Consider the following 22,347-nt stretch of genomic DNA (forward strand, 5'->3'; position numbering starts at 1 on the left):
CAGAATAAAAGCGAGATTATTCAAGTACGATTATTCTGCAACGGAGTTAGAATTTTACAAGAAAGAAGATCGAGACCAGCTAAAGCGAGAAATAGAAGAAATGAAAAAACAAAAGAGGTAACAGCATCGTACCACAAAGTGTACTAATTATAGAAATGTGGAGTTCGAAAGGACTTCACATTTTTTATTTGCCTGAGACTGTAACGTAAACTCCCTTGGATGTGGAGATTTCTTTTGGCAAATGATTTCCCGATTGGTTTTAGATAATCTTCGGAAATTAAAATTTTCAGGTTCAAGTTGATCGACTATTTTACAAAGAAAATTAGCCCAATCCTTTTATAAAAAGATCGGGCTAATTTAATATTAAAGGATTTTGATTTATTGAACCTTTTTAATCAAAGGGAAAATAGTGCTTTCAACATGCGCTTTTTCGATCAGACGACGTAATTCCATTACTTTTTTGGGATTATCAGCAGCAATATTATTTTGCTCTTTTGGATCTTGCTTAAGATTAAACAATTCCATTGTTGGTGCACCGCTCATAACTTTCTGCAAAATAAGTTTCCAATTGCCTTTACGGACAGCCTGACGTCCTCCGTCCTCATGGAATTCCCAGTAAAGATAGTCATGCTGCTTTTGTTTTTTACTGTTACCCAGCAATGTCGGAACAATAGAAATTCCATCGGTATATCTTGGCTTATCTGCTTTGGCTAATTCGACCATCGTTGGCATAATATCCCAAAAAGCGCCTAAATAATTTGATGTTTTTCCCGCAGCAATTTTACCTCGCCAGTAAGCAATGAACGGCGTCTTTATACCGCCTTCATAAAGATCACGTTTTGTACCACGTAATCCCCCCGAACTATTGAAGAAATTAGGATCTGCTCCCCCCTCTTTATGTGCCCCATTATCACTGGTGAATATAATAATTGTATTATCTAGCAGATTATTTTGACGTAATCTTTCAACGATTTGTCCTACATACGCATCCATCCGACTTACCATACTAGCGTACATCGTATGGGGCTTTTCGACACTGTTATACCCTGGAACTGTTGCTTTGGGACCATAATCGTTGCCTCGGTAAGGCTTCTCATCAAACTTATCCGCATATTGCATGTAGTACTCGTCTGCAGGTCCTGCAAGTTCGGCATGAGGTAGCACAGTAGGAACAAAAAGAAAGAAGGGTTTATCTTTGTTGGCATCGATAAAAGCAAGGGTTCTTTCCTGAATCAATGCAGGTGCATACTGGCCCTGTGCCATCAAGCCATTGGCATCAAGTTCAATACGTTGCTTATTATGCCAGAGATGGGTAGGATAATATCGATGTGATTGACGTTGACAATTGTACCCATAAAACTCGTCAAATCCTTTCTGGTCAGGTGCACCAGTTGTACCGACCATGCCCAATCCCCATTTACCAAAGGCTCCGGTAGTATAACCAGCCTTCTGCAGCAACATAGCGATGGTCTGCACTGAATCAGCCAATGGCTCTTGCCCCTCTGGTTCAATTTCCTTATTGCCCCTGACATAAGTGTGTCCTGTATGCTGTCCTGTCATCAAAGATGAACGCGATGGTGCACATACGGAAGTGCCTGCATAAAAATTGTCAAACTTCATCCCCGACTGGGCCAATGAATCGATATGTTTGGTTTCGATCTTCACTTGACCATACACCCCCAAATCGCCATAACCAAGATCATCGGCCATAATAAATACAATATTCGGTCTTTTGTTTCCACTTTGTGCGAAAATGCTGCTTGTGAACGTCACGATTAGGACAACTAGGAAAGTTTTCTTTAGCGCGATCAATGTTAATACTTTCATTTGTTATAAATTATTTTACCAGCCTTCGTTCTGTTTTAAGCTTTTATTCTGTACCAGTTCTGCAGCAGGTATCGGATATAAATAATAGTATTCAGGAAAAGGAGATGGTGCTTTACCTTCGTAGGCGATATAGCCTTTTGTCTGTCCATTTTCGATGGGAATAGGTGTACTAGCAGGTACGTCTACTCCCTTGGTTATATATCGCCCTAATTTCGGGGCAATGGCATAATCCATTTTTTTCCATCGTCTGAGATCGTCAAAACGAAACCCTTCACCCATCAGTTCAACAGCACGCTCACGACGTATTTCCCACAGCACCGGACTTACCGTCTCATCGCGTTTGGGATCGGGTGGAATTGCCGTTAACTCCAGAGAAGCCACTCCAGCGCGTGACCTTAATTTATTTATCGTTTGATCGATAATTTGCTGGTTGATCTCTCCCAATTCATATTTTGCTTCAGCATATCCGACCAACAATTCCCCAAGCCTAAATATAGGAGCATCGTTGATATCAACATTCTGGATCCTATTGATCTTATTACTGAATTTGTAAAACCGATATCCGGTATAGCTTACACTATATGGCTGTCCGTTGGTGAAATCGGCATAATGTGGTTCCTCTTTCAATATGAGACCTTCCCAGTTCATCCAGGGTAAAGTTTTATGTTTGTCGTCTGATAGTGTGGCCATCAAATCGATATATTCCCGGTCCTTCGGATCATCGGAATACTCCCAAAGCATATTTGTTTTCCCCATTTTAACTTTATAGGGAGGCGGAATGGTAAAGTATAGACGAGTATCACGGTTCCGGAATTCAGTATATGCACTTTCATCACCAGCAAATGTTGGACTCACCCAGCGTGTTTTCCCATCTTTCATCAGATACATATCCACCGCTTTCTTGGTGAGATCCCATCTGCCCGAAGAATTACGCGCCAACGATGCTAGACCATGTGTAATCTGATTCAACTCATACTGCTTATAAAGAAAAACCTCAGCGACATTTGCCAATGATTCACTGTTGAACAGCAGGTCGTAATTGCTCAGTAGCGGTATCGTACTGGATAGAATTTTTTCGGCTGCTGCAGTTGACAATTTTAGGTATTTCTCTGCGTCTTTAAGTTGATGGTATTTCCTCCAAGTTCCCTCGCGTAGGCCAAAACGGGCTGTCAGTGCCAAGACAACCTTACGATTGACGGTATTGGGTCCATCCCCATTTTCTTTGATATTTTCTCCGGCATAGCTGAGCATGTCAACGATGTGGGCAGCGATTTCATCACGAGTTCCAGGGGTACCGTACAGAACATCGGTATCGCCATCGTTAATCGTACGCTCTACCCAGATCGCCTGACCAAATTTGTTGAGGAGATCCATATATTGGTAAGCCTTGAAAAAGTAGCCAATACTACGAATATGCTTCTTTTCCGGTTCAGATAGCTGGCTGGCTTGCTCAATATTATCCAAAAGAACATTGATAGATCGTATCTGCACAAATGGATTACTGTAATCGTTACTTGTTGATGGGACGACCATTCGCTGCCAAGCCCAATCAGAAGTGGCGTTTGCCTGAGCTTTGGCAAATAGGTCGCCGTTGACCTCAGCATCGGGCACAGCATTGCTATAGCCAGGAAACGTGCCATAGAATTGCCAAGCATAGGAAATAAAATTGTTATAGTTTGTGAAAGTACTTTGCTCTGTCAATGTACCTTCCGGATCGAGATCCAGTAAATTGCTGCAGCTTGTTAACGATGTGGCTAGCCCCAGACAAAGGATATAGTGGATAAATTTCTTTTTCATGATATTCTGCGGTTTTTGAAGATTTAAAACGTGACATTAACGCCGAAACTGTACTTTTTCAGGAATGGATAAATACCTCCCGACCCGATGTTTTCACCATCGGCCTCCATCCCTTTTGGCATGTGATCAGCTTTAAATAAATTTTCGCCCGAAACAAATACCTTGATATTGTCGATCACTTTGCTTCGTAAAGTCTTTCTGTCGAGGGTATAGCCAAGTGTAATATTTCGCACCCGAAGATAGGAGCCATCTGAGAGGTATTTGGTCTGTGTTCTTCGATTCGCTGATGTATTTAAACCTGCATTTGCATAGACACGCGCATATGCCGCATCAGTATTGTTCGGCGTCCAATAATCTAGATTACCCTTATAGAGCGTACCGAATTCGTTATTATATGGCCACATCAAGAAATTGCTCAACCAAAGATCCCGCTTTCCTACCCCCTGTATAAATACGCTCAAATCAATATTCTTATAAGAGAAATTACTGTTAAGACCGAATTGAAACCGCCTATTATTATTACCAATAACCTTCATATCACCAGGATCGGATACAGTGCCTGTACCACTGAAGATGATACCATCACCATTTAAATCAGCATATTTAACATCTCCAGGATTTTGGGCAACACCTTTGAAATACGGGATTCCATCTTTTAACTTTCCATTTACCAAACTGGCATTTAAACTATTTTCCTGAAAATCATCTCCCGTATAATAACGGTCTGTAACATATCCCCATATTTCACCGAGTTCTTTTCCTTTGTAGAAGCCATCGATCAAGCCAGCACTATTATTGATTTTGGTAATGAAACCTCTATTATCTGAAAGATTGAATGCAAATGAATATTTAAAATCTTTAATCTTGTCTTTCCAGGAAAGTTCCAGCTCCCATCCCTTTGATTCAAGATCCGTAATATTCTGGAATGGAGGCTGTGACCCCAAAACTGCCGGTAGGTCGGCTCCCTGATAAAGCATACCTATCGTCTGACGTCTAAACCAGTCAAAACTTCCGTTCAATTTGCTATTGAACAAAGCGATGTCAACACCGAAATTTAGAGTACGCGCCTTTTCCCAGGAAAAAGTAGAACTGATTAAATTTGGTGGATTTATTGTCAGGTATCGGATGCCAGTATTCGGATCAATCCAATTTGCATTACCTGTTCCCATCTGAGGTATCGCAGGAAAATAAACTTGATTTTTATTGGTATCAAATACGACCTGGTTACCGATTTCTCCATAAGAAGCCCTGAACTTCAACATTGGAATACTATTTTTTAAACCCCTCATAAATTGTTCCTCAGCAACATTCCAACCAGCAGAAACGGATGGAAAAAAGCCAAATCTGCTGCCTTTGAGGAAACGGGAGGAACCGTCTAGTCGACCATTCAATTCCAATAGGTAACGATTCTTATAATCATAGTTAATTCTGCCAAAGTAGCCTAGAATAGCATACTGACTAAAACTATCGGATGTATTTTGCGTTCCTGTACTTGTGCCCAAGGAGGGAGATTCAGGACTTAAAATTCCATATCTTGTTGCTGAAAATGATTCGTTATAACTTTTCTCATAATTTGTTCCCACCAAAACTTTCAGATTATGATCATCCAATGCACGGCTATAACTCGTATAGAGATTTAAAGCATTATAGTCTGTCAGGGAATTAGAACGGGTATAAAAATCTTGATTAAAAAGGTATTCCGTATTAAAATTATTTGGATTCATATACCTATTTCTGTTCTGCGCATTTTTATTGTTCAGATTATTCTTACTGAAAGTATATTCAGCAGTGATATTCCAGCCCGGCAAGGGATTATACTCCAGCTTACCAAAGAGTCTAAGATTTTCTTCATATCTGCGCGAAGGATCTTCATATTTTAAATAATTGTTGGGCGTACCGTATGGTATAGATTTCCCATCGCTAGCTATCGTCTCGCCGGGATTAAGATATGACCCGAATGTCAGAGCCCGATAAAACATTTCCCCCATATTGGCTGGGGTAAGGCGATTATCCTTTTTATAAAAGACATTGACACTCGCATTAAAATTCTTGAACAATTCGGCGTTTAGATAAGCATTGAAATTATATCTGCTATAGCTATCTTTTTTGGTAATCATAATACCATCTTCGTTGCTATACATACCAGAAAGCCTATACGCAATCTTTTCCGAACCACCTCTAATAGAAAGATTGTGCAAATGTTCAAATCCAGTCTGGAATACCTCATTGTATAAATCGTACTCCTTTAAGGGATATTTTGTGTTATTTACCACGGCTATTCCATCAGGATACTTTGTTGGATCCGTTTTATAGCCTTTTAATAAATCAAGCCAGGTATCGACATTTTGTCCTGCCCAATTTGAAGTATTCCCAAAGTCTTTTAATGCCTGCACAAATTCAAGTGGACTCGCTTTTTCAGGGAGTGTTGAAGGACGGCTCCAAGTTAGATTGCTGGAGTAATTGATGCTGGTCGGCTGATTTCTGGATCCTTTCTTTGTGGTGATCAGAATGACCCCAAAGGCTGCTCTAGCGCCATAAATAGAAGAAGCGGCAGCATCTTTCAATACGGTGACATTTAAGATATCCTTGGGGTTTATATCGTCCATATTCATAGGAACGTTGTCGACCAATACCAAGGGGCTACCACCATTTATGGAAGTAACTCCACGAATATTTAGTTCTGTCGATGTGCCAGGACGTCCTCCACCAAAAGTAACTTGTAAACCAGGTAAAGCCCCTTGTAATGCTTGGGAGCTGCTGCTTACGGGTCGATCTCCCAACACTTTTTCCATATCAACTGAGGCGACAGCCCCTGTAAGATTTGCTTTCCGTTGTGTACCGTAACCAACAACAACAACTTCCTCCAAGGAGGTCAGATCTTCCTGGAGGACAACATTCATAAATGATTGGCTAACCGGAATCTCCTGGCTGATAAAGCCTACATTGCTGATAAATAAAATGGCATTTGGCCCGCTTACTTTTAGATTAAATTCGCCCTTATCGTTTGTACTTGTACCGCGATCCTTATCCTTTTCGACTACGGTGACACCCGATAAAGGTAAGCCCTGCCGATCTAACACCTTTCCTTTGATATCGAGCCCTTGGACTTCTTTATTGTTGACAGTGATCACATAGGTGTTTTCATTCATATTTTCCATCCGGAGCTGAAATCTATTCAGCAATGGCGCTAAAGCGTTGGTCCAATTTTGGTTCTCGACAGAAATAAGGGGAAGGCTTTTATTGGCGATGACGTTGTCAAAATATATAAATTTGACTTTCGTCTGCTTTTCGATGGTTTTTAAAACAGTCTTAAGATCGGTATTTTTTATTTTTAGGGATACCTTTTCCTGTGCTTTGGTACTTATTCCGAAGACCTTTACTGTAAATGCAAAAGTGAGCGCTAATGTTAATTTTGTCATTAATGCATATTTAATGGTGCTAGATTTTCGTGCAAAAAATACCTGACCATGTAAATTTTTTTTCATAGTTTTAAATTGATTATGGAACCATAGAGTGCTTTATCTTTCTCACGGACTTCGCACTCTTATTTCATGAACACGAAGGATACATCATTGGGTGTATCCTTTTTTGAAACTTTATGTATAATCTTTCATTATCGTTTATTTAGGGTTAATATAAAATAATTGATTCGTTTTCTTCTCTGATATGTAGCTTTGGATTGGCTAATAAAATAGTCTTTAAAACCATCTCTAGGCTATAATTCTCCATAGTCCCGGTAAACGTGGTTTTCTCCAGTTCAGTATTATCGATTACGATATTTCTGTTATACCATTTACCTATTTTGGACGCGACAATATTCATCGGATCGGCCTCAAAGGAAAGTTTATTCTCAAGCCACAATGCTTCGGAGGGCATTTTTTCTCCGTTCTGAACAATAAGTGCTGTCCGTTTTACCGTATTTGTGCCGCTCTTATCACTGAACTTTGATCCTATTGAATGGTGGGCTATGGTTAGCTTTTCTCCGGGTACCATCCTATACGTTTCGTCACTATTTTGGCTTTTCAATTCGATAGCCCCTTCCACAAGAGAAGTCTGTGTTTTATTCTCATCCTGATACGCTCTGATATTGAATTTTGTTCCCAATACTTTTACCTCGGAATCCTTACAAGAGACAATAAATGGATGTTTTTTATCTTTGGCAACAGCAAAGAAGCCCTCTCCCACCAGTTTTACCCGACGTTCTTTTTTATTGAAATCTGTAGCCAGGTAGAGTTTACTATCACCGTTTAACCAAACGGTACTCCCATCAGGCAGGCTAATTATCCGTTTCTCGCCCTTATTGCTGCTATAACTCATTCTATACTCAACAACTTCTTGTTGAGACAAATACCGCCACATACCAACAAAAAAGAAGATTGCAATACTAGCAGCTACTAGATAAAAGAGATAGCGTTTTTTTACCCTACTTCTTATTGGAATGTCTTCGGGGGTACTGCCTTCCAATTTCTTCCATAGCTGATCAAATGCCATTTCAGTTTTTTCGATGGTTGATGACGCAATTCCTTGCCGATTTTTAATAAAATGATAAAGGAGTTGGTGATCTGGATTGTCAATGATCAATTTCTCAAACAGTAACTTCTCTTCGGGTGTGAGTTTACCCTGAATTTCTTTGTTTAATAATGTTAGAAATTGATCTTGATCCATCTTACTTTTGAGTCTTTAATATAAGAGCCAATTACAGACAAATCTCACCAATAGAAATTTAAAATAATTTTAAAACACTAATTTCTAGCTGTTTATTTTTTTACAAGTAATAGAATCTCTTAAACGACGGAGAGCCAGTTGAATGTGTCGGTCAACGGTATTCGTAGAAATTTCCATGATGGCAGCCGTTTCATGATAGGTAAAGCCAAGCTCCTTGACTAAAGTAAAAGCCATTTTGCACTTGGAAGGCAATTCATCGATGATCTGTTGTATAATTTTCAGGTTTTCGCTGGAAATATATTCTTGCTCCACACTTGGATATTGATAGTTAAAGTCAATAATTTCTGAAATATCCACATGGGTATGTTGTCTTTCAAGATGCTTAATGGCATTATTTCTTACAGACCTAAAAAGATAAGTTTTAATGTTTTCAATTTCCATTAATTTATCTTCCAATAGCCACAATTTCATGAAAATTTCTGAAATAATATCCTCAACTGGAACTGGTGACTTAATAATTGCGTAGCCAAAGTCATATAAATCGAGATAAAATTTTTTAAATAAAGTTTTAAATGCAAGCTGGTCTCGATCAAATACAATTGCATACCGCAATTCAGTCCATAAAAAGGGATCTTGATTCAACTTTTGCATTTAAATAAAAATATGAAATGGTCTATGAGAAATAAAGATATCAATTTTTGCAAGAATATAAGAATTTTAAAAAAAGCATTATCTGCTCAATACTTGCTAATCACTATATCATTTTCTTATCGACCAACTGCTGTAATAATTGGACTTTACAATCGGGATAAAGACCCCGCCAGTCTTACTTTTTTGGTTTGCCGTAAATGCTATTTTCCTGGCGCTACCCCTAAAGCAAGCCGACTATTTCTAGAAAGGCTAATTTAAAGAGGTTAAAAGGGCCAGTAAATCAGTCGTTGATAGTCAAATTGTCCATTTTTAGGCGATTTATTTTTTAAACAAGGTTTAAAATTAAACAAAAGCCGCAAGCGCCCTAAAACTCGTCATAGTTTATTTTGATGCTGTCTGTTATAGGAGCAGACACACAAGCCAAAATCAAACCTTGCTGTATGTGAGCTTCCGACAAAACCAAATTCCTTTTTAAACGGACTTCACCCTCTTGCAATTTACATACACAAGTTCCACACATACCGCTGCAACAGGAATGTGGTACGTCAACTCCTGCAATGAGCATCGCATCAAGCAAAGGTATTTGTCTATTCCATTGGATGTGCCTTGTATGGCCATCCAATGTCAAGGTTACTTCCACATCTTTCTCTTGCTTAGTTTCGGTAAGTTTAATTTCTTCTTTCATATAAATTACTTTTTTAATTTATCAATGAAACAATAACGTATAAAACCCGAAAGTCTTTACTGCTTTCGGGCTTTATGGATTGTGATTACTTTAAATCTTCTATTGAAGCGCCAAAGTTGATATGTAGCACATTGCCGTTAGACAAAACCAATGCAGGAACAGATTTTACACCTGCGTTTTTCACTTTTTCTTTATCTTTCCCTAAATGAATTACATTAACCTCATTTTTAGGTATTAAATTTAAAATATCCTGTTCTGCGCTTACACAAACAGGACAGCCTGCGTGATAAAAAATTGCTTTTTTCATTTCAACTTGTTTAAAATTATATTATTACTATTGATAGACTTCGCCTTGTATTGCTGAAAGTATTTCGTCTAACTCTACTATTTCATTTTTACTAAGCGATTTTATAGGGCTTTTAAAGTTACCTCCACCGACTCCTAATAAATCTAAACCCGCCTTTATAGAGCGTGGTAAACCTTTTGCAACAATGAATTTCAACAAATCAACCTGTTTGTAGAATATTTTTTGGGCTTTTTTCAAATCATTTTCCTGAACCGCATCATAAAGAGCTATGTTGAGTTCAGGTATCAGATTGGGAGCTGCGGTACACCATCCGCTAGCACCTGCTGCAAATGCAGCCAATGCTAAGGGATTAGAACCGTTGAAAAATGCTACTTCTTCGCCTAACTCTTTTCTTAAATAATGCATCCGTTGAATATCCCCTGTACTTTCCTTTATCATTGTAACGTTCGGAATTTGCAATAATCGCTTCAATAATGTAGGCGACATATCCACACCAGCTGTAGCAGGATTATTATAGGCCATTATTGGAATAGAAATTTTGGAAGCAACTGCATCGTAATGCTTTACAATTTCGTCATCGGACAATTTCCAATAGCTCATCGGAATAACCATTACCGCCGTTGCACCAGCTTTTTCTGCAAATTGTGCGTGGTAAACGGTTTTCTCTGTAGTAAGGTTAGAAACTCCCACCAATGTAGGCACTCTGCCTGCTACCTGTTGCATAGTCGCTTCGGTTATGGCCTCCTTTTCAGTATCGTTGAGATAAGGCATTACGCCTGTGCTTCCCAATGGAGCTATAGCGTGTACACCTGTTGTTACCAATCACTCTACCTGCTTTTTGAATAAGGGAATGTCAATTTGCTCATTATTATCAAATGGTGTAAGCGGATAAGCAATTACACCTTTAAATGGTACGTTGTTCATTTATTATCGTGTTTTTAAAAGTTAAAAATCTCTGCCTTCTTCTTCACGCAACGCTACTCCCAAGTTTTGTAGTTGTGGTGCATTTTCACAAGCGATGTATTTGGCAGGTTCGCTATCACTTAAATTTTGGTGCTGATGCCATGCCCAAGACGGAATATAAACGGCATCGCCTGTTTCCCATTGTACAATTTCATCTTCTACAAGCGTTGAACCTTTGCCCTCAAGCACATACAATATTGTTTCGTAAGTGTGACGATGTTTGTGTGTTTTTTGTCCGGGCAACAAACCGCCGATAGTCATACTGACGTTTTTGCTCGGTAAGTCCACAAAGAAAACAGGATGCTTTCTTTCTTCCGAAAACTGATTGTGTACACCTGCATTTTCAACATTTTTGTGAAGAACGTGTGATGTTTTCACAAATGTCGGTCTCGCAAATGTCTGGTGGAAATCCTTTGAACTGAATTGCTTTTGTTCTGCATGGATTGCTTTTTTTACTTCCGTCGCTGTTTCTAATTTTGACATAATTGAAAAATTATAATGTTATTGCACTATTGCAATACAAAAGTATTGTAACTTTGGACTGCTTATATGATACAGTTATTGTAATTAAAGGTAGTCCAGATGCTAAGAACATGGAATTTTGAAATGCAGTTAGATGAGAAGTCTGATAAAGCTATTTATCTTCAAATTGCTGATGCTATTATAAATGATATTCAATCGGGTAGATTAAAAGCTGGTGATGCTTTGCCAGGAACTAGAAACATTGCTCAACTTTTAAAGCTCAATCGAAATACTGTTGTAGAAGCGCTTAACGTATTGATTATAGAAGGATGGTTAGTTTCGAAAGAAAGACAGGGTACGTTTATTGCAGATACATTGCCCAATTTCCAAGAAACGCAAAAAAGAAGCGATGCAATTTCTTTTGAAAAAAGCACATTAAATAAGTACTATCATTTACAATTTGACGATGGATACCCTGACAGTAAAATTGCTCCCATTACAGAACTGGCAAGGGCATACCGCCAAATATTCAACCAAAATGCAAGGTGGAGGATGATGGGATACACTAATGAATTGGGAGATTTAGAATTCAGAAAATCCATTGTTCAAATGCTCAACTATCAAAGGGGGATGCAGATCGATGTGCACAACATTTGCATCACTCGTGGAAGTCAAATGGCGATGTACCTAACGGCACAACAATTACTTAAAAAAAATGATCATGTGATAATTGAAAACCCTGGATATAAACCCGCATGGAAGGCGTTTGAAAATGCAGGTGCAAAGCTATTGCCTGCAAGGGTAGACAAGGAAGGCTTAATGATTGATGATGTTGTTTCTTATCTGAAATCTGGCAAAAAAATAAAGGCCATTTACCTTACACCGCACCACCAATACCCAACTACTACAACATTAAGCTTAAAAAGGAGACTGGAATTGATACGGCTTTCCAACAAATACGGGTTTACGATTATTGAAGATGATTATGATAATGAGTTTCATTTTGGGTATCGTCCAGTGTTACCTTTGTCAAGCTTTACAGAACTGAAAAACTACGTTTATATAGGTACAATGAGTAAGGTTGTTGCGCCTGCTCTACGTATTGGTTATTTGGCAAGCAACGACAATTCTTTGATAGAAAAAGTGGGCAATTTGAGAAAGATTATTGATGTTCAGGGTGACAATATTATGGAACAAGCTGTTTTGCAACTCATTAAAGACGGCACTATAAAGCGACATATTAAAAAAGCAACAAATCACTACAAAGCTAAAAGGGATTTTACGGCTACTTTACTGAAAAAACACATCAAAAACAAAGCTACTTATTCAATTCCGGATGGAGGTTTGGCTTTTTGGGTAGTACCAAATAATCAAGTCGATTGGTTAGAGATTTCCGAGAAATTAAAAAGCAATGGCATCATAATATTTACTCCTGATAATTACAGCTTTGATGAAACCATTAATGGTATAAGATTGGGATACGGCTCCCTTTCTGAAAGAGAGTTGGAAGAGGGAATTATAGCTTTGGCAAAAATGTTGTAAAATGTAACGATATCGCGCAATATCTTAACTTAAAAACCATATCATTTTTGGTTAAAAGTTTTCATGGGAAAACTTAATCTATTCAGCTTGTTGTATCAAAATATAAAATCAAGTAGCAATGTCTTCAGATAGCTTTAGCAGTGGTATATTTTGCGCCATGTTATCTTTTCATTCTTTACGCCCTTAATGCCGAGACATCTTGGCGCCAGCAGGATTAAGGCAAAGATTTTAGTGTAAATAGTAATAGAAAACAACTATGACAGTGCTTACATAAAATAGATTTCTTTTATTCATCGACTTTTGATGCTTTAAACTTGAGTCACAAGACTAACATTTTTTTAACTATCGTGGCTCACTGATTTTATAAAAAGCCGATAATAATGTTGTGGAATTATTATTACTATTTTTATTATCTTAGCTTATTGATAGTCTTATTACAATATTGGAAGCTTATTTTACAATAAAAAAATAGATCAATACCTAAAAAAACAACTACCTCACTTAATTTAAACTTGAACGAAGATATCGCCATATTGCAAAAATTATTCGCGGGTAATCAAATTGCCCTGAAGGTACTTTACGAAAAGTATGCGCAAATGGTTTATCAGTTTGCTTTTCATATTTTAAAGGATGAGCATGTGGTCGAAGAAATTGTACAAGATACTTTTCTCCAATTGTGGGAATCACGGGAAAAAATAAACACAGAAAGTAATATCCGGACATTTATATATGTGATAAGCCGAAATAAGTGTTTCAATAAGCTCAAACAGCTTCAAAGATATCATAATATCTTTGAACCGTTGCAAATTGAAAGCTTTCATGATCATATTTTTGAGCAAGACCCTCTGGCGGAAAAAGAAGTGAACGAAGCGCTGGAACAATTGGTTCAAAAGCTCCCCGCGAAACAGCAGCTCGTATTTCGTATGAGTCGATTCGAGGGACTGTCACATCAGGAAATAGCACAGCAATTATCCATTTCCACAAATACAGTAAAAAATCATTTGGTGTCTTCTTTAAAATTTATCAAAGAAGAACTCAAGCGTACTCCAGAAGATTCTTCGATCATCTATCCCCTTTTATTTTTCACTTTTTTTTTCATCGACTAGTCCTTACCCCTGCACAATATTGTTCTTATAATAAAGACCAATATCATGATGACCAATTCTGAGTTTGAAAACTTAGTCAAAGACTATCTCGAAAATAAGCTTAGTCCAGAACAGGAACAACAATTAATATTTCTGCTGACTAATAATCCTAGTGCCGATCTTTTGGCTAAATTTGACAGCTTTTACCTCAAATATTCCAAAGAAGTTTCATTAGAAAAAAATAAAAAAGACAAGATTTGGTCCAACATCCGCGCGCATTTAGTTCAAGATACCCCGTATCAAACTGATGCCATAAAAAATAGCCGTTGGAAAACCATCCTTCCTTATGCAGCCATTTTCATTGGTATAATTTCTCTTGCAGCACTTTTATTTACGCTTACCGACAAAAATAAGGATGAGACCCCTCAACACAACACTATAGTAAATCAAATCTTTCTGAAAAAACATAGCGGTCTCATTTATGCCAGCAACAATACTAACGGCAACAACATCCCATTGAAGCAATCCGAGTTCAAAACCTATGGGATTGTCAAGGATTCAGCGGGCACTCTTGTTTTTCGACAAGACGACAAACATGTTTTAGCCAACAACACGAAATTGACAATTCAAACCCAAAAAGGGCAAATACAAGCACTTGTTCTACCTGACGGTTCAAAAGTATGGATCAATAGCAATTCACAGATTACGTTTCCGAGAAGCTTTAATGAAAAGGAACGTCAGGTACAATTAGTCGGCGAAGGATATTTTGAGGTCACTCATCTCGATCGACAGCCCTTCTCTGTACAAGGTTTACATTATACGACCGAGGTGCTGGGAACACATTTTAATATCCAAAGTTACCCTAACAGTATAGAAAGGATTTCATTACTGGAAGGGAAAGTAAAGGTTAGTAGTCCAATGACTGTGATCCACCTTTCTCCTGGGCAGCAAGCATACGGAAAAACTGCAACACCTAAAAAAACCGAAATAGATACAACGGATATCCTGGCATGGCAGCAAGGTTATTTTAAATTCGAGAATGTGGATATTTATCAATTAACCGAACAAATTAGAGACTGGTATGATGTTAAATTTATTAAGATCAACTCACAAAGCGGGGATAGATTTTCAGGAACCTATCGACGCACCAATGATCTAAGTGATCTACTCAACAATCTAGAGGAAGTTTCCAACCTGAGATTCAACATAAAAGAAGGAGGCATTTATGTAACCAATAAATAAACTTTAAATAAAAAAACGGAAGTGCTCCAACACTCCCGCAGTTAGATAACGACCAACAAAACGAAAATTATTAATCAATTTATCCAGTTCAAATGTATAAAACTTCTTATTCATTTCGATATCCTACGACCAGGATTATCGTAAAAACTATGATTTTTATGAAACTGATTATCCTGTTTCTAGTAATAGCCACGTTCCATGTCAGTGCAAATAGTTATGGACAAAACATTTCGCTACATGTGAAAGGGGAAAGCTTCAAATCTATTTTAACAAAGATTAGAAAACAGAGTGGCAAAGACTTTCTTTACAATTCTCAACAAATTGATGAAGACAAAAAAATGAATCTCAGCATTACCAACAAGCCTTTAGCCGAAGCTCTACGCATATTACTAGCCGATCAGCAATTGACCTATAGCGTGCGTAATAATGCAATTTTGATCCATCCCAATGCTTCTGCTTCAACCACAGCTGGAAAAGACAATACATTTCAACAGGATCTTCGGGGCAAATTAAAAGACAATACTGGAAAGCCTATTGCCGGAGCCACTATTCTGCTCGTCGGTACCGGACAATCTGTGGCGACAGACGAACATGGTGATTTTCAATTTGCCAAGACTCCGTCCAGTGGTGAGCTTCGCATTAATTTTATTGGATTTAAAGAGAAAACAATATCTTTTCAACGGTCCCAACAGCTCGACATTACTTTAGAGCCTCAAATCAATGAAATGGAAGAAGTCGTTGTTGTGGGCTATGGTGTTCAAAAAAAATCAGACCTCACAGGTTCAATTTCTGCCGTTCAAGCTAAGGATTTCACGCAAGGATCAAACATCAACGCCCTTCAGTTGATCAATGGTAAGGCACCAGGTGTAACCATCAGCCAAACCAATTCGGCGCCTGGGGCAGGAACCAAAATACAGGTCAGGGGTGCAGGTTCCATCAATAGTAGTAATGATGCCTTGATTGTCGTAGATGGGCTACCTGGTATCGATCCAAGTAGCTTAAGCCCGGATGATATCGAATCAATAGACATCTTAAAAGATGCCTCAGCAGCCGCGATTTATGGTACTCGTGCTGCAAGCGGTGTAGTGCTTATTACAACAAAAAAAGGAAAATCTGGCACAACTATAGCGAAATATGATAGTTATATCGGGTTTCAAAATGTATCAAAAAAATTGGATGTCCTTAACGGAAAGCAGTACATGCAAGTTCTGAATGCTATCCGAAAAGATGCAAACAAAGACGCCATTTTTACGGAAGACCAGATCAACAACATGGGAGAAGGAACCAATTGGCAGAATGAAATATTTAGAAAAAATGCGGTCGTACAGAATCATCAACTTAGCTTTTCCGGCGGTGGGGATAAGAGTAATTTCTATACCGCTCTAAATTATTTCAACCAAGATGGTCTAGTAAAAAACTCGGGCTATGCTAAAATTAATTTCAGAACAAATCTGGAATTTCGACCAAAGGATTATATAAAATTCAATATAAACGGAAATTATACCCGTGGTAACCAGCAAGCAATCTATACATCCAATGGAGTGAATGAAGCCGCGGGCCCGCTCAATAGCGCACTGCAATTTGACCCCACGCTACCGGCATACCTCAATGAACAGGGTCGATACTACCTTAATAATTTTATCGCTTTAGACAATCCACTGGCCCTAATCAATGGTAAGGAGAACAGAAATATCTCCAATACATTTTACGGATTGATTACCGCAGAAATTAAACCTTTTACCGATTTTACAGCAACATTACGTGTTGGCGGAAGTACCGCCAACATGATGAATTCAAGCTATACGGACCGATCGACCATAAACGGTCTTGCCAATGGCGGATTGGGTTCAAAAAATGCGTCAAGTGGCCACCAATGGTTGGGCGAGTTTTTACTCAACTACAATAAAAAAATTGGAAAACATCAATTGGCTTTCTTATTGGGAACAACATTTGAAGAGTTTCAAAGTGAAGGCGTGGGAGCCAGTTCAATGAAATTTTTATCTGACGTCACTTCTTACAACCTTTTACAGAGTGGAGATGGTGATAAAGGCGACAATGTAAGTTCTAGTAAAAGCCGAAACAGACTCAATGGGGTATTAGGCCGTATCAATTATAATTTTAACGATCGTTATTTTATTACAGCCTCTTTGCGTTCAGATGGTACATCGCGCTTTTCTGAAGAAAACAAGTTTGCATTTTTTCCTTCCGGAGCTTTTGCCTGGAAATTAACGGATGAAGATTTTCTTTCCCATTTGAAAGAAAATGGTACCACGCTTAAACTGAGATTTGGATATGGACGATTAGGAAACCAAGGAATAGACAATTACCAAACAATCAACACCTTGGTCGCGTCGGGAAATGCTATCTTTGGTGATAAGATTTATCAGGGTGTTGTCCCCGCGAGACTACCTAATAAAAATCTACGGTGGGAATCTACGGAAGAAATAAATCTAGGATTAGATTTTGAGCTTCTGCGTGGGCGAATTACGGGATCTGTCGACGCTTACAAACGTAACACTATGGATCAACTATTCAGTAAACCCATTTCTTCAGTGGTGGGTTTTAGCAACTACATGGTCAATTTTGGAAATGTTGAAAACCGTGGTATTGATTTCCAGTTAAACAGCAAAAATATTATTCGTGATCAATGGCAATGGAACAGTCTATTTAATGTGGCCTTACTAAAAAATGAAGTCAAAGAACTACCAGATTTTATTCCACAACTTATTACGGGATCTATTGCCAGTTTTATCTCCAACTATCAACTTGTAGAACGGGGTCAACCCATGTTATCTTTCTATGGGTATGAGACGGAGGGAATATTTCAGAACGATGCGGAGATAAAAAATTCAGCACAACCTGAAGCAAAGCCGGGGCATATTCGCTTTAAAGATCAGAACCAAGATGGCAAAATAGACTTAAAAGATCGAACCATTTTAGGAAAACCTTTTCCTTCCATCAATCTGAGCTTTTCCAATACGTTCAAGTACAAAAATGTTTCACTGGACTTCCTACTTCAATACGTAGGCGGAATTAGTATGTTAGACGCCAATATCACCGAAACCCTCTATCCTACCAACGAATACCGCAACAGGCTATCCGAATACTACCTGAATAGGTGGACACCAGAAAACCCAACCAATCAATATCCGAGCGGCGTAAACCCTACAGCCTATGGTGGCGACTATATTATCAATTCAATGACTGTAAGAGATGCATCGTTTTTAAGACTCAAAAATATCAATTTAAACTACGAGGTATTAAAAAATGGAAAATCAGTTAATCGTGTCAATATATTTCTGGCACTAGAAAATTTGGCAACTTGGACCAAATATAAAGGTTATGATCCTGACGCAAGTGCGACAGGAACTAATGCCGTTTCCAAAGTGAGCTACAATAGCTATCCCTTAGCACGTACGATTCGATTGGGATTAAACCTTACACTCTAAATTCGACTAACATGACAACATTAAAACTTAAATATCTCACCATACTATTGCTGTCCTTATCGACGATAGGCTGCAATTCATTTTTGAAAGAAGAAGTATATACAGAATACGACCCCAACAAATTCTTGGCCGATGAGACCGGCATTGATGCACTGCTTACAGGAGCTTACGCGCAATCCCGTATTATTGCTTATGATCATCGTAACTATACCTATATGATGAATGAGTTCAACACAGATATTGCTTTTGAAACGGGCGGTGGGCTTGAAAAAGATGCTGCTCCATTTATCCAATTTAATTGGTCTGTCAATAATAGCTTTCTAAATTCATTCTGGGAGAAAATGTATAAGGCAATTGCCAGTGCAAATTCGGTTATCATTCTATCCAATCAGCTCAACGGCTTAGACCCGGCCAAACTCAACAAAATACAAGCCGAAGCCAAATTTATCCGCTCATCATCGTATTATTTCCTCTATAATTTATTCGGTCCTACACCTTTGATTGATATCCCTGTCGGAGCTAGTCCCCAAGAGATCGAAGAAATTGGAAAAAATGCCAAAAGAGCCGATCGAGATGCCTTTGTCAACTATATCATCAGTGATCTTGAATTTGCCAAACAATATTTACCGCTTACAGAAAGTCCAATAGGCAGGGCAACAAAAGGTGCCGCTCTTGGGTATTTAATGAAGATTTATCTCAAAGAAAAAAATTGGAAAAAGCTGACCGATGTCACTCAGGAAATTATAGACCTTCATCAATATGAACTGTATAGTAATTATCCACGGCTTTTTGCCATTGAAGGTGAAAGCAATAAAGAATACATCTTTAGGGCACCTTGTATCGCGCAGGCAGGCTATCAAAATAACTACATGGCACATGCTTTCCCGCCAAACTACCCTATTCTCACCAACTGGGTCAATTTTGGTGCACAATTCCGTACGTATAGTGCATTTTACAAAACCTTTGAATCGAACGATAAAAGACGTGAACTTCTCATACGAAATTATACCGATATCTCGGGTAAGAATGTGGAATTGCTCGAGGATAACAATGGTAAGGCCCTCAATGATGTACGAAGTTTCAAATACTGGCCAGATCCAAACGGTGTGGGCGAAAATATGGGTAACGATATTGTCTACATACGTTATGCCGATGTTCTTTTAAGTCGTGCTGAAGCACTAAATGAGCTAAATGGTCCTAATCAGGAAAGTATCGATCTCATCAATCAGGTTCGTCAACGTGCCAATACAAGTTTACTTAAATTAGCAGACTATAGTAATAAATTATTGTTACGTGATTTTCTACTGGCAGAACGCGGGCGTGAATTCTTTTCTGAAGGATTGCGTCGCGAAGACTTGATTCGACATGGAAAATTTATCCAGTCAGCCAAAGACCGAGGTTATGCCGCCAAAGAATACCAAGTCGTTTACCCAATTCCGCTCCAACAAATTGATGCAAACCCAAATTTAACACAAAATGACGGTTACTAAACCATACCACCATATATTGCTGTTTATGTTGATGCTTGGGCTTTCCTGTCCAAGCATACATGCTCAAGTTGTCGCCATCCCAAATAAACAGCAGCTAGAATGGCAAAGAGCCGAATTCGGTATCATCTTTCACTATGATCTGCATGTTTTTGACCGGAAGGCATACCAACAGCAATCCAATCGCATTGTTCCGATTCCTGATATTCACATCTTCCAACCGCAACAACTGGATGTCGAACAATGGGTACTGAGCGCAAAACTAGCCGGGGCTAAATTCGCACTCATTACCGCGACTCATGAAACTGGATTTGCCCTTTATCCTTCGAAAGTCAATCCCTATAATACGAGTGCTTTAGGGTGGAAAAACGGGAAAGAAGATCTTGTTGGTGATTTTATAAAAGCCTGTATCAAACACGGGATAAAACCAGGTATTTATGTAGGGATTCGTTGGAACGCTTACCTTGGTATTCACGATTTTAAAGCAATCGGTACCGGACAGCAGCAAATAGAACGGCAAAAATACTATAATAAAATGGTCGAGGGAATGGTACAGGAGCTATGCACATGGTACGGTCCACTGTTTGAGATTTGGTTTGATGGAGGAGCCAGCAGCCCTGAAAAAGGTGCTCCAAATGTGCTCCAAATTGTAAAAAAATATCAACCTAATTGCCTTTTTTATCATAACGACGAACTGGCAGAAGCAAGATGGGGCGGTTCAGAGTCTGGAACAGTACATTATCCGTGCTGGTCGATGTTTCCTTTTCCTTATACCGGTGCAGGAGAGAGTTGTCCAAGGGCAATTTCCGCAAACGATTTCTTACTCTTAAAAACCGGTGATCCGGATGGAACCTATTTTATACCTGCAATGGCTGATGCCCCGCTCCGCGGAGCAAACGGTCGACACGAATGGTTTTGGGAGCCAAATGACGAAAATTCGATATTTTCTCTTAACCACCTTGTGGATATGTATCAAAAATCTGTTGGCAGAAATGCAACATTGATCTTAGGAGTTACACCCGACACCCTGGGGCTTGTACCACAAATAGATCGGCGGCGATTAGAAGAACTTGGAAGTGAGATCAAACGTCAATATGGTAGTCCGATAAAGGATCTAGACCCAAAACAAGAGCTTATTCGCTTTAAAAAATCAAAAGCTGTTAGCCAGTTAATGATTGAAGAAAGCCTTGATCAAGGACAACGTATACGTGCTTTCCACATCACTGCGAAAACAAAGCAGGGATGGCAAACACTATTTACGGGTTCATCCGTTGGTAACAAATGTATCATTCAATTGAAAGGCCCGATTCATTGTACACAAATTAAATTAACAATAGATAAGGCCATTGGCCAACCGATTATTCATACTTTTAATGCTTATGATACTTTCTAAGAAAAATAGCAAATTTATCCTATTAGTGACCCTGCTTACAAATTTAGGGTTATTGCAGCAGGCGCAGAGCCAAAGCAAGGCACAACTTGGTTCCACAACAGAACGCCCCAATATTGTCGTGTTTTTTGTGGATGACCTCGGTTGGCAGGACATGTCCGAACCATTTTACAAGGTCAAAACACCGATCAACGAAAAGTTTCATACCCCATATCTGGAAACATTGGCCAAAGAAGCCATTAAATTTACCAATGCGTATGCAACACCGGTGTGCACACCTTCCCGGGTGAGCTTTCTGACCGGTTTAAATGCTGCTCATCATCGTGTCACCAATTGGACCCATCCCAAAGCTGACACCCCGACCGATAGCAAAGATGAATTGTTGAATCCACCGGATTGGAATATCAACGGACTAAGTCCTGTGCCCAATATACCACATACGATATATGCTACTCCATTTCCAAGCATCCTTAAGGCCAATGGTTACTATACCATTCATGTGGGCAAAGCACATTGGGGATCTGCCGGAACACCTGGTGCCAGCCCTTTAAATTTGGGTTTTATGGTCAATATTGCAGGACACTCCGCTGGGCACCCACAAAACTACTATGGCGAGCAGAATTACGGTAACCTTCCTGGTAAAGCAGGTTATCAGGCAGTTCCCGACCTTATGGAATATCATGGTACTTCCACATTCCTAACAGAAGCGCTGACTCGGGAAGCCCTCAAGGCACTCGAAGAACCTATACGCCGTAAGGAACCTTTTTTCCTTCATTTTTCCAACTATGCAGTGCA

Annotated in this window: 16 protein-coding genes and 1 pseudogene; 7 read left to right on the top strand and 10 right to left on the bottom strand. The window is 38.9% G+C overall.

Annotated features, from left to right (window positions below):
* Positions 1-378: 378 nt before the first annotated feature.
* The 9 genes from BGP15_RS04795 to BGP15_RS04835 all read right to left on the bottom strand — a co-directional run bounded on the left by BGP15_RS04795 (position 379) and on the right by BGP15_RS04835 (position 11,378).
* Entirely contained in the window at positions 379-1,827 is a 1,449-nt protein-coding gene (locus BGP15_RS04795) for an arylsulfatase (RefSeq protein ID WP_286768834.1), read from the bottom strand.
* Between the two features lie 15 nt (positions 1,828-1,842).
* Complete coding sequence (locus BGP15_RS04800) at positions 1,843-3,624, bottom strand: RagB/SusD family nutrient uptake outer membrane protein (RefSeq protein WP_286768835.1); 1,782 nt, start codon at positions 3,622-3,624, stop codon at positions 1,843-1,845.
* 23 nt (positions 3,625-3,647) lie between these two features.
* The gene (locus BGP15_RS04805; protein WP_286768836.1) at positions 3,648-7,109 is read right to left on the bottom strand and encodes a SusC/RagA family TonB-linked outer membrane protein; all 3,462 of its coding nucleotides are present in this window, start codon (positions 7,107-7,109) and stop codon (positions 3,648-3,650) included.
* Between the two features lie 145 nt (positions 7,110-7,254).
* On the bottom strand, positions 7,255-8,289 hold the full coding sequence (locus BGP15_RS04810; protein ID WP_286768837.1) for a FecR family protein: 1,035 nt from the start codon (positions 8,287-8,289) through the stop codon (positions 7,255-7,257).
* A gap of 84 nt (positions 8,290-8,373) precedes the next feature.
* Entirely contained in the window at positions 8,374-8,940 is a 567-nt protein-coding gene (locus tag BGP15_RS04815) for an RNA polymerase sigma factor (RefSeq protein WP_286768838.1), read from the bottom strand.
* A gap of 364 nt (positions 8,941-9,304) precedes the next feature.
* On the bottom strand, positions 9,305-9,625 hold the full coding sequence (locus BGP15_RS04820) for a 2Fe-2S iron-sulfur cluster-binding protein (RefSeq protein ID WP_286768839.1): 321 nt from the start codon (positions 9,623-9,625) through the stop codon (positions 9,305-9,307).
* Positions 9,626-9,710: 85 nt separating this feature from the next.
* Positions 9,711-9,932 (bottom strand): thioredoxin domain-containing protein, encoded by a 222-nt coding sequence (locus BGP15_RS04825; protein ID WP_286768840.1) that lies wholly within the window; start codon positions 9,930-9,932, stop codon positions 9,711-9,713.
* A 27-nt stretch (positions 9,933-9,959) separates the two neighbouring features.
* Positions 9,960-10,754, bottom strand: a complete 795-nt coding sequence (locus BGP15_RS04830) for a dihydrodipicolinate synthase family protein (protein WP_286768841.1) — start codon at positions 10,752-10,754, stop codon at positions 9,960-9,962.
* A gap of 123 nt (positions 10,755-10,877) precedes the next feature.
* Positions 10,878-11,378 (bottom strand): cupin domain-containing protein, encoded by a 501-nt coding sequence (locus tag BGP15_RS04835; protein ID WP_286768842.1) that lies wholly within the window; start codon positions 11,376-11,378, stop codon positions 10,878-10,880.
* 99 nt (positions 11,379-11,477) lie between these two features.
* On the opposite strand from BGP15_RS04835, the gene pdxR reads away from it, so the two are divergent.
* A complete protein-coding gene (gene pdxR / locus BGP15_RS04840; RefSeq protein WP_286768843.1) occupies positions 11,478-12,899 on the top strand; it encodes a MocR-like pyridoxine biosynthesis transcription factor PdxR in 1,422 nt (473 codons plus the stop codon).
* Between the two features lie 143 nt (positions 12,900-13,042).
* Here the strand turns inward: pdxR and BGP15_RS04845 are convergent.
* A pseudogene (locus BGP15_RS04845) lies at positions 13,043-13,153 on the bottom strand (YWFCY domain-containing protein); the annotation flags it as partial.
* Between the two features lie 258 nt (positions 13,154-13,411).
* Between BGP15_RS04845 and BGP15_RS04850 the strand changes: the two are divergent.
* From BGP15_RS04850 to BGP15_RS04875, 6 genes are all read left to right on the top strand, one after another.
* Positions 13,412-14,005: an RNA polymerase sigma factor gene (locus tag BGP15_RS04850; protein WP_286768844.1), complete on the top strand. Its 594-nt coding sequence runs from the start codon at positions 13,412-13,414 to the stop codon at positions 14,003-14,005.
* Positions 14,006-14,050: 45 nt separating this feature from the next.
* Entirely contained in the window at positions 14,051-15,226 is a 1,176-nt protein-coding gene (locus tag BGP15_RS04855; protein ID WP_286768845.1) for a FecR family protein, read from the top strand.
* 158 nt (positions 15,227-15,384) lie between these two features.
* Positions 15,385-18,675, top strand: a complete 3,291-nt coding sequence (locus BGP15_RS04860; RefSeq protein WP_286768846.1) for a TonB-dependent receptor — start codon at positions 15,385-15,387, stop codon at positions 18,673-18,675.
* An 11-nt stretch (positions 18,676-18,686) separates the two neighbouring features.
* Positions 18,687-20,165 (top strand): RagB/SusD family nutrient uptake outer membrane protein, encoded by a 1,479-nt coding sequence (locus BGP15_RS04865; protein WP_286768847.1) that lies wholly within the window; start codon positions 18,687-18,689, stop codon positions 20,163-20,165.
* Positions 20,152-21,555 (top strand): alpha-L-fucosidase, encoded by a 1,404-nt coding sequence (locus BGP15_RS04870; RefSeq protein WP_286768848.1) that lies wholly within the window; start codon positions 20,152-20,154, stop codon positions 21,553-21,555. The genes BGP15_RS04865 and BGP15_RS04870 overlap by 14 nt, the downstream gene beginning before the upstream one ends.
* On the top strand, positions 21,542-22,347 hold an 806-nt coding region (locus tag BGP15_RS04875; protein ID WP_286768849.1), incomplete at its 3' end, for a sulfatase-like hydrolase/transferase. The genes BGP15_RS04870 and BGP15_RS04875, both read left to right, overlap by 14 nt.

Origin of the sequence: Sphingobacterium sp. 40-24 (genome assembly GCF_001899705.1) — a bacterium.
Lineage (GTDB): Bacteria > Bacteroidota > Bacteroidia > Sphingobacteriales > Sphingobacteriaceae > Sphingobacterium > Sphingobacterium multivorum.

What these genes read in the sequence shown, in the direction of transcription:
- BGP15_RS04820 (WP_286768839.1), bottom strand. Translation starts at nt 9,625, where the DNA reads ATGAAAGAAGAAATTAAACTTACCGAAACTAAGCAAGAGAAAGATGTG.
- BGP15_RS04815 (WP_286768838.1), bottom strand. Translation starts at nt 8,940, where the DNA reads ATGCAAAAGTTGAATCAAGATCCCTTTTTATGGACTGAATTGCGGTAT.
- BGP15_RS04855 (WP_286768845.1), top strand. Translation starts at nt 14,051, where the DNA reads ATGATGACCAATTCTGAGTTTGAAAACTTAGTCAAAGACTATCTCGAA.
- pdxR (WP_286768843.1), top strand. Translation starts at nt 11,478, where the DNA reads ATGCTAAGAACATGGAATTTTGAAATGCAGTTAGATGAGAAGTCTGAT.
- BGP15_RS04865 (WP_286768847.1), top strand. Translation starts at nt 18,687, where the DNA reads ATGACAACATTAAAACTTAAATATCTCACCATACTATTGCTGTCCTTA.
- BGP15_RS04860 (WP_286768846.1), top strand. Translation starts at nt 15,385, where the DNA reads ATGAAACTGATTATCCTGTTTCTAGTAATAGCCACGTTCCATGTCAGT.
- BGP15_RS04810 (WP_286768837.1), bottom strand. Translation starts at nt 8,289, where the DNA reads ATGGATCAAGATCAATTTCTAACATTATTAAACAAAGAAATTCAGGGT.
- BGP15_RS04800 (WP_286768835.1), bottom strand. Translation starts at nt 3,624, where the DNA reads ATGAAAAAGAAATTTATCCACTATATCCTTTGTCTGGGGCTAGCCACA.
- BGP15_RS04825 (WP_286768840.1), bottom strand. Translation starts at nt 9,932, where the DNA reads ATGAAAAAAGCAATTTTTTATCACGCAGGCTGTCCTGTTTGTGTAAGC.
- BGP15_RS04795 (WP_286768834.1), bottom strand. Translation starts at nt 1,827, where the DNA reads ATGAAAGTATTAACATTGATCGCGCTAAAGAAAACTTTCCTAGTTGTC.
- BGP15_RS04870 (WP_286768848.1), top strand. Translation starts at nt 20,152, where the DNA reads ATGACGGTTACTAAACCATACCACCATATATTGCTGTTTATGTTGATG.
- BGP15_RS04805 (WP_286768836.1), bottom strand. Translation starts at nt 7,109, where the DNA reads ATGAAAAAAAATTTACATGGTCAGGTATTTTTTGCACGAAAATCTAGC.
- BGP15_RS04835 (WP_286768842.1), bottom strand. Translation starts at nt 11,378, where the DNA reads ATGTCAAAATTAGAAACAGCGACGGAAGTAAAAAAAGCAATCCATGCA.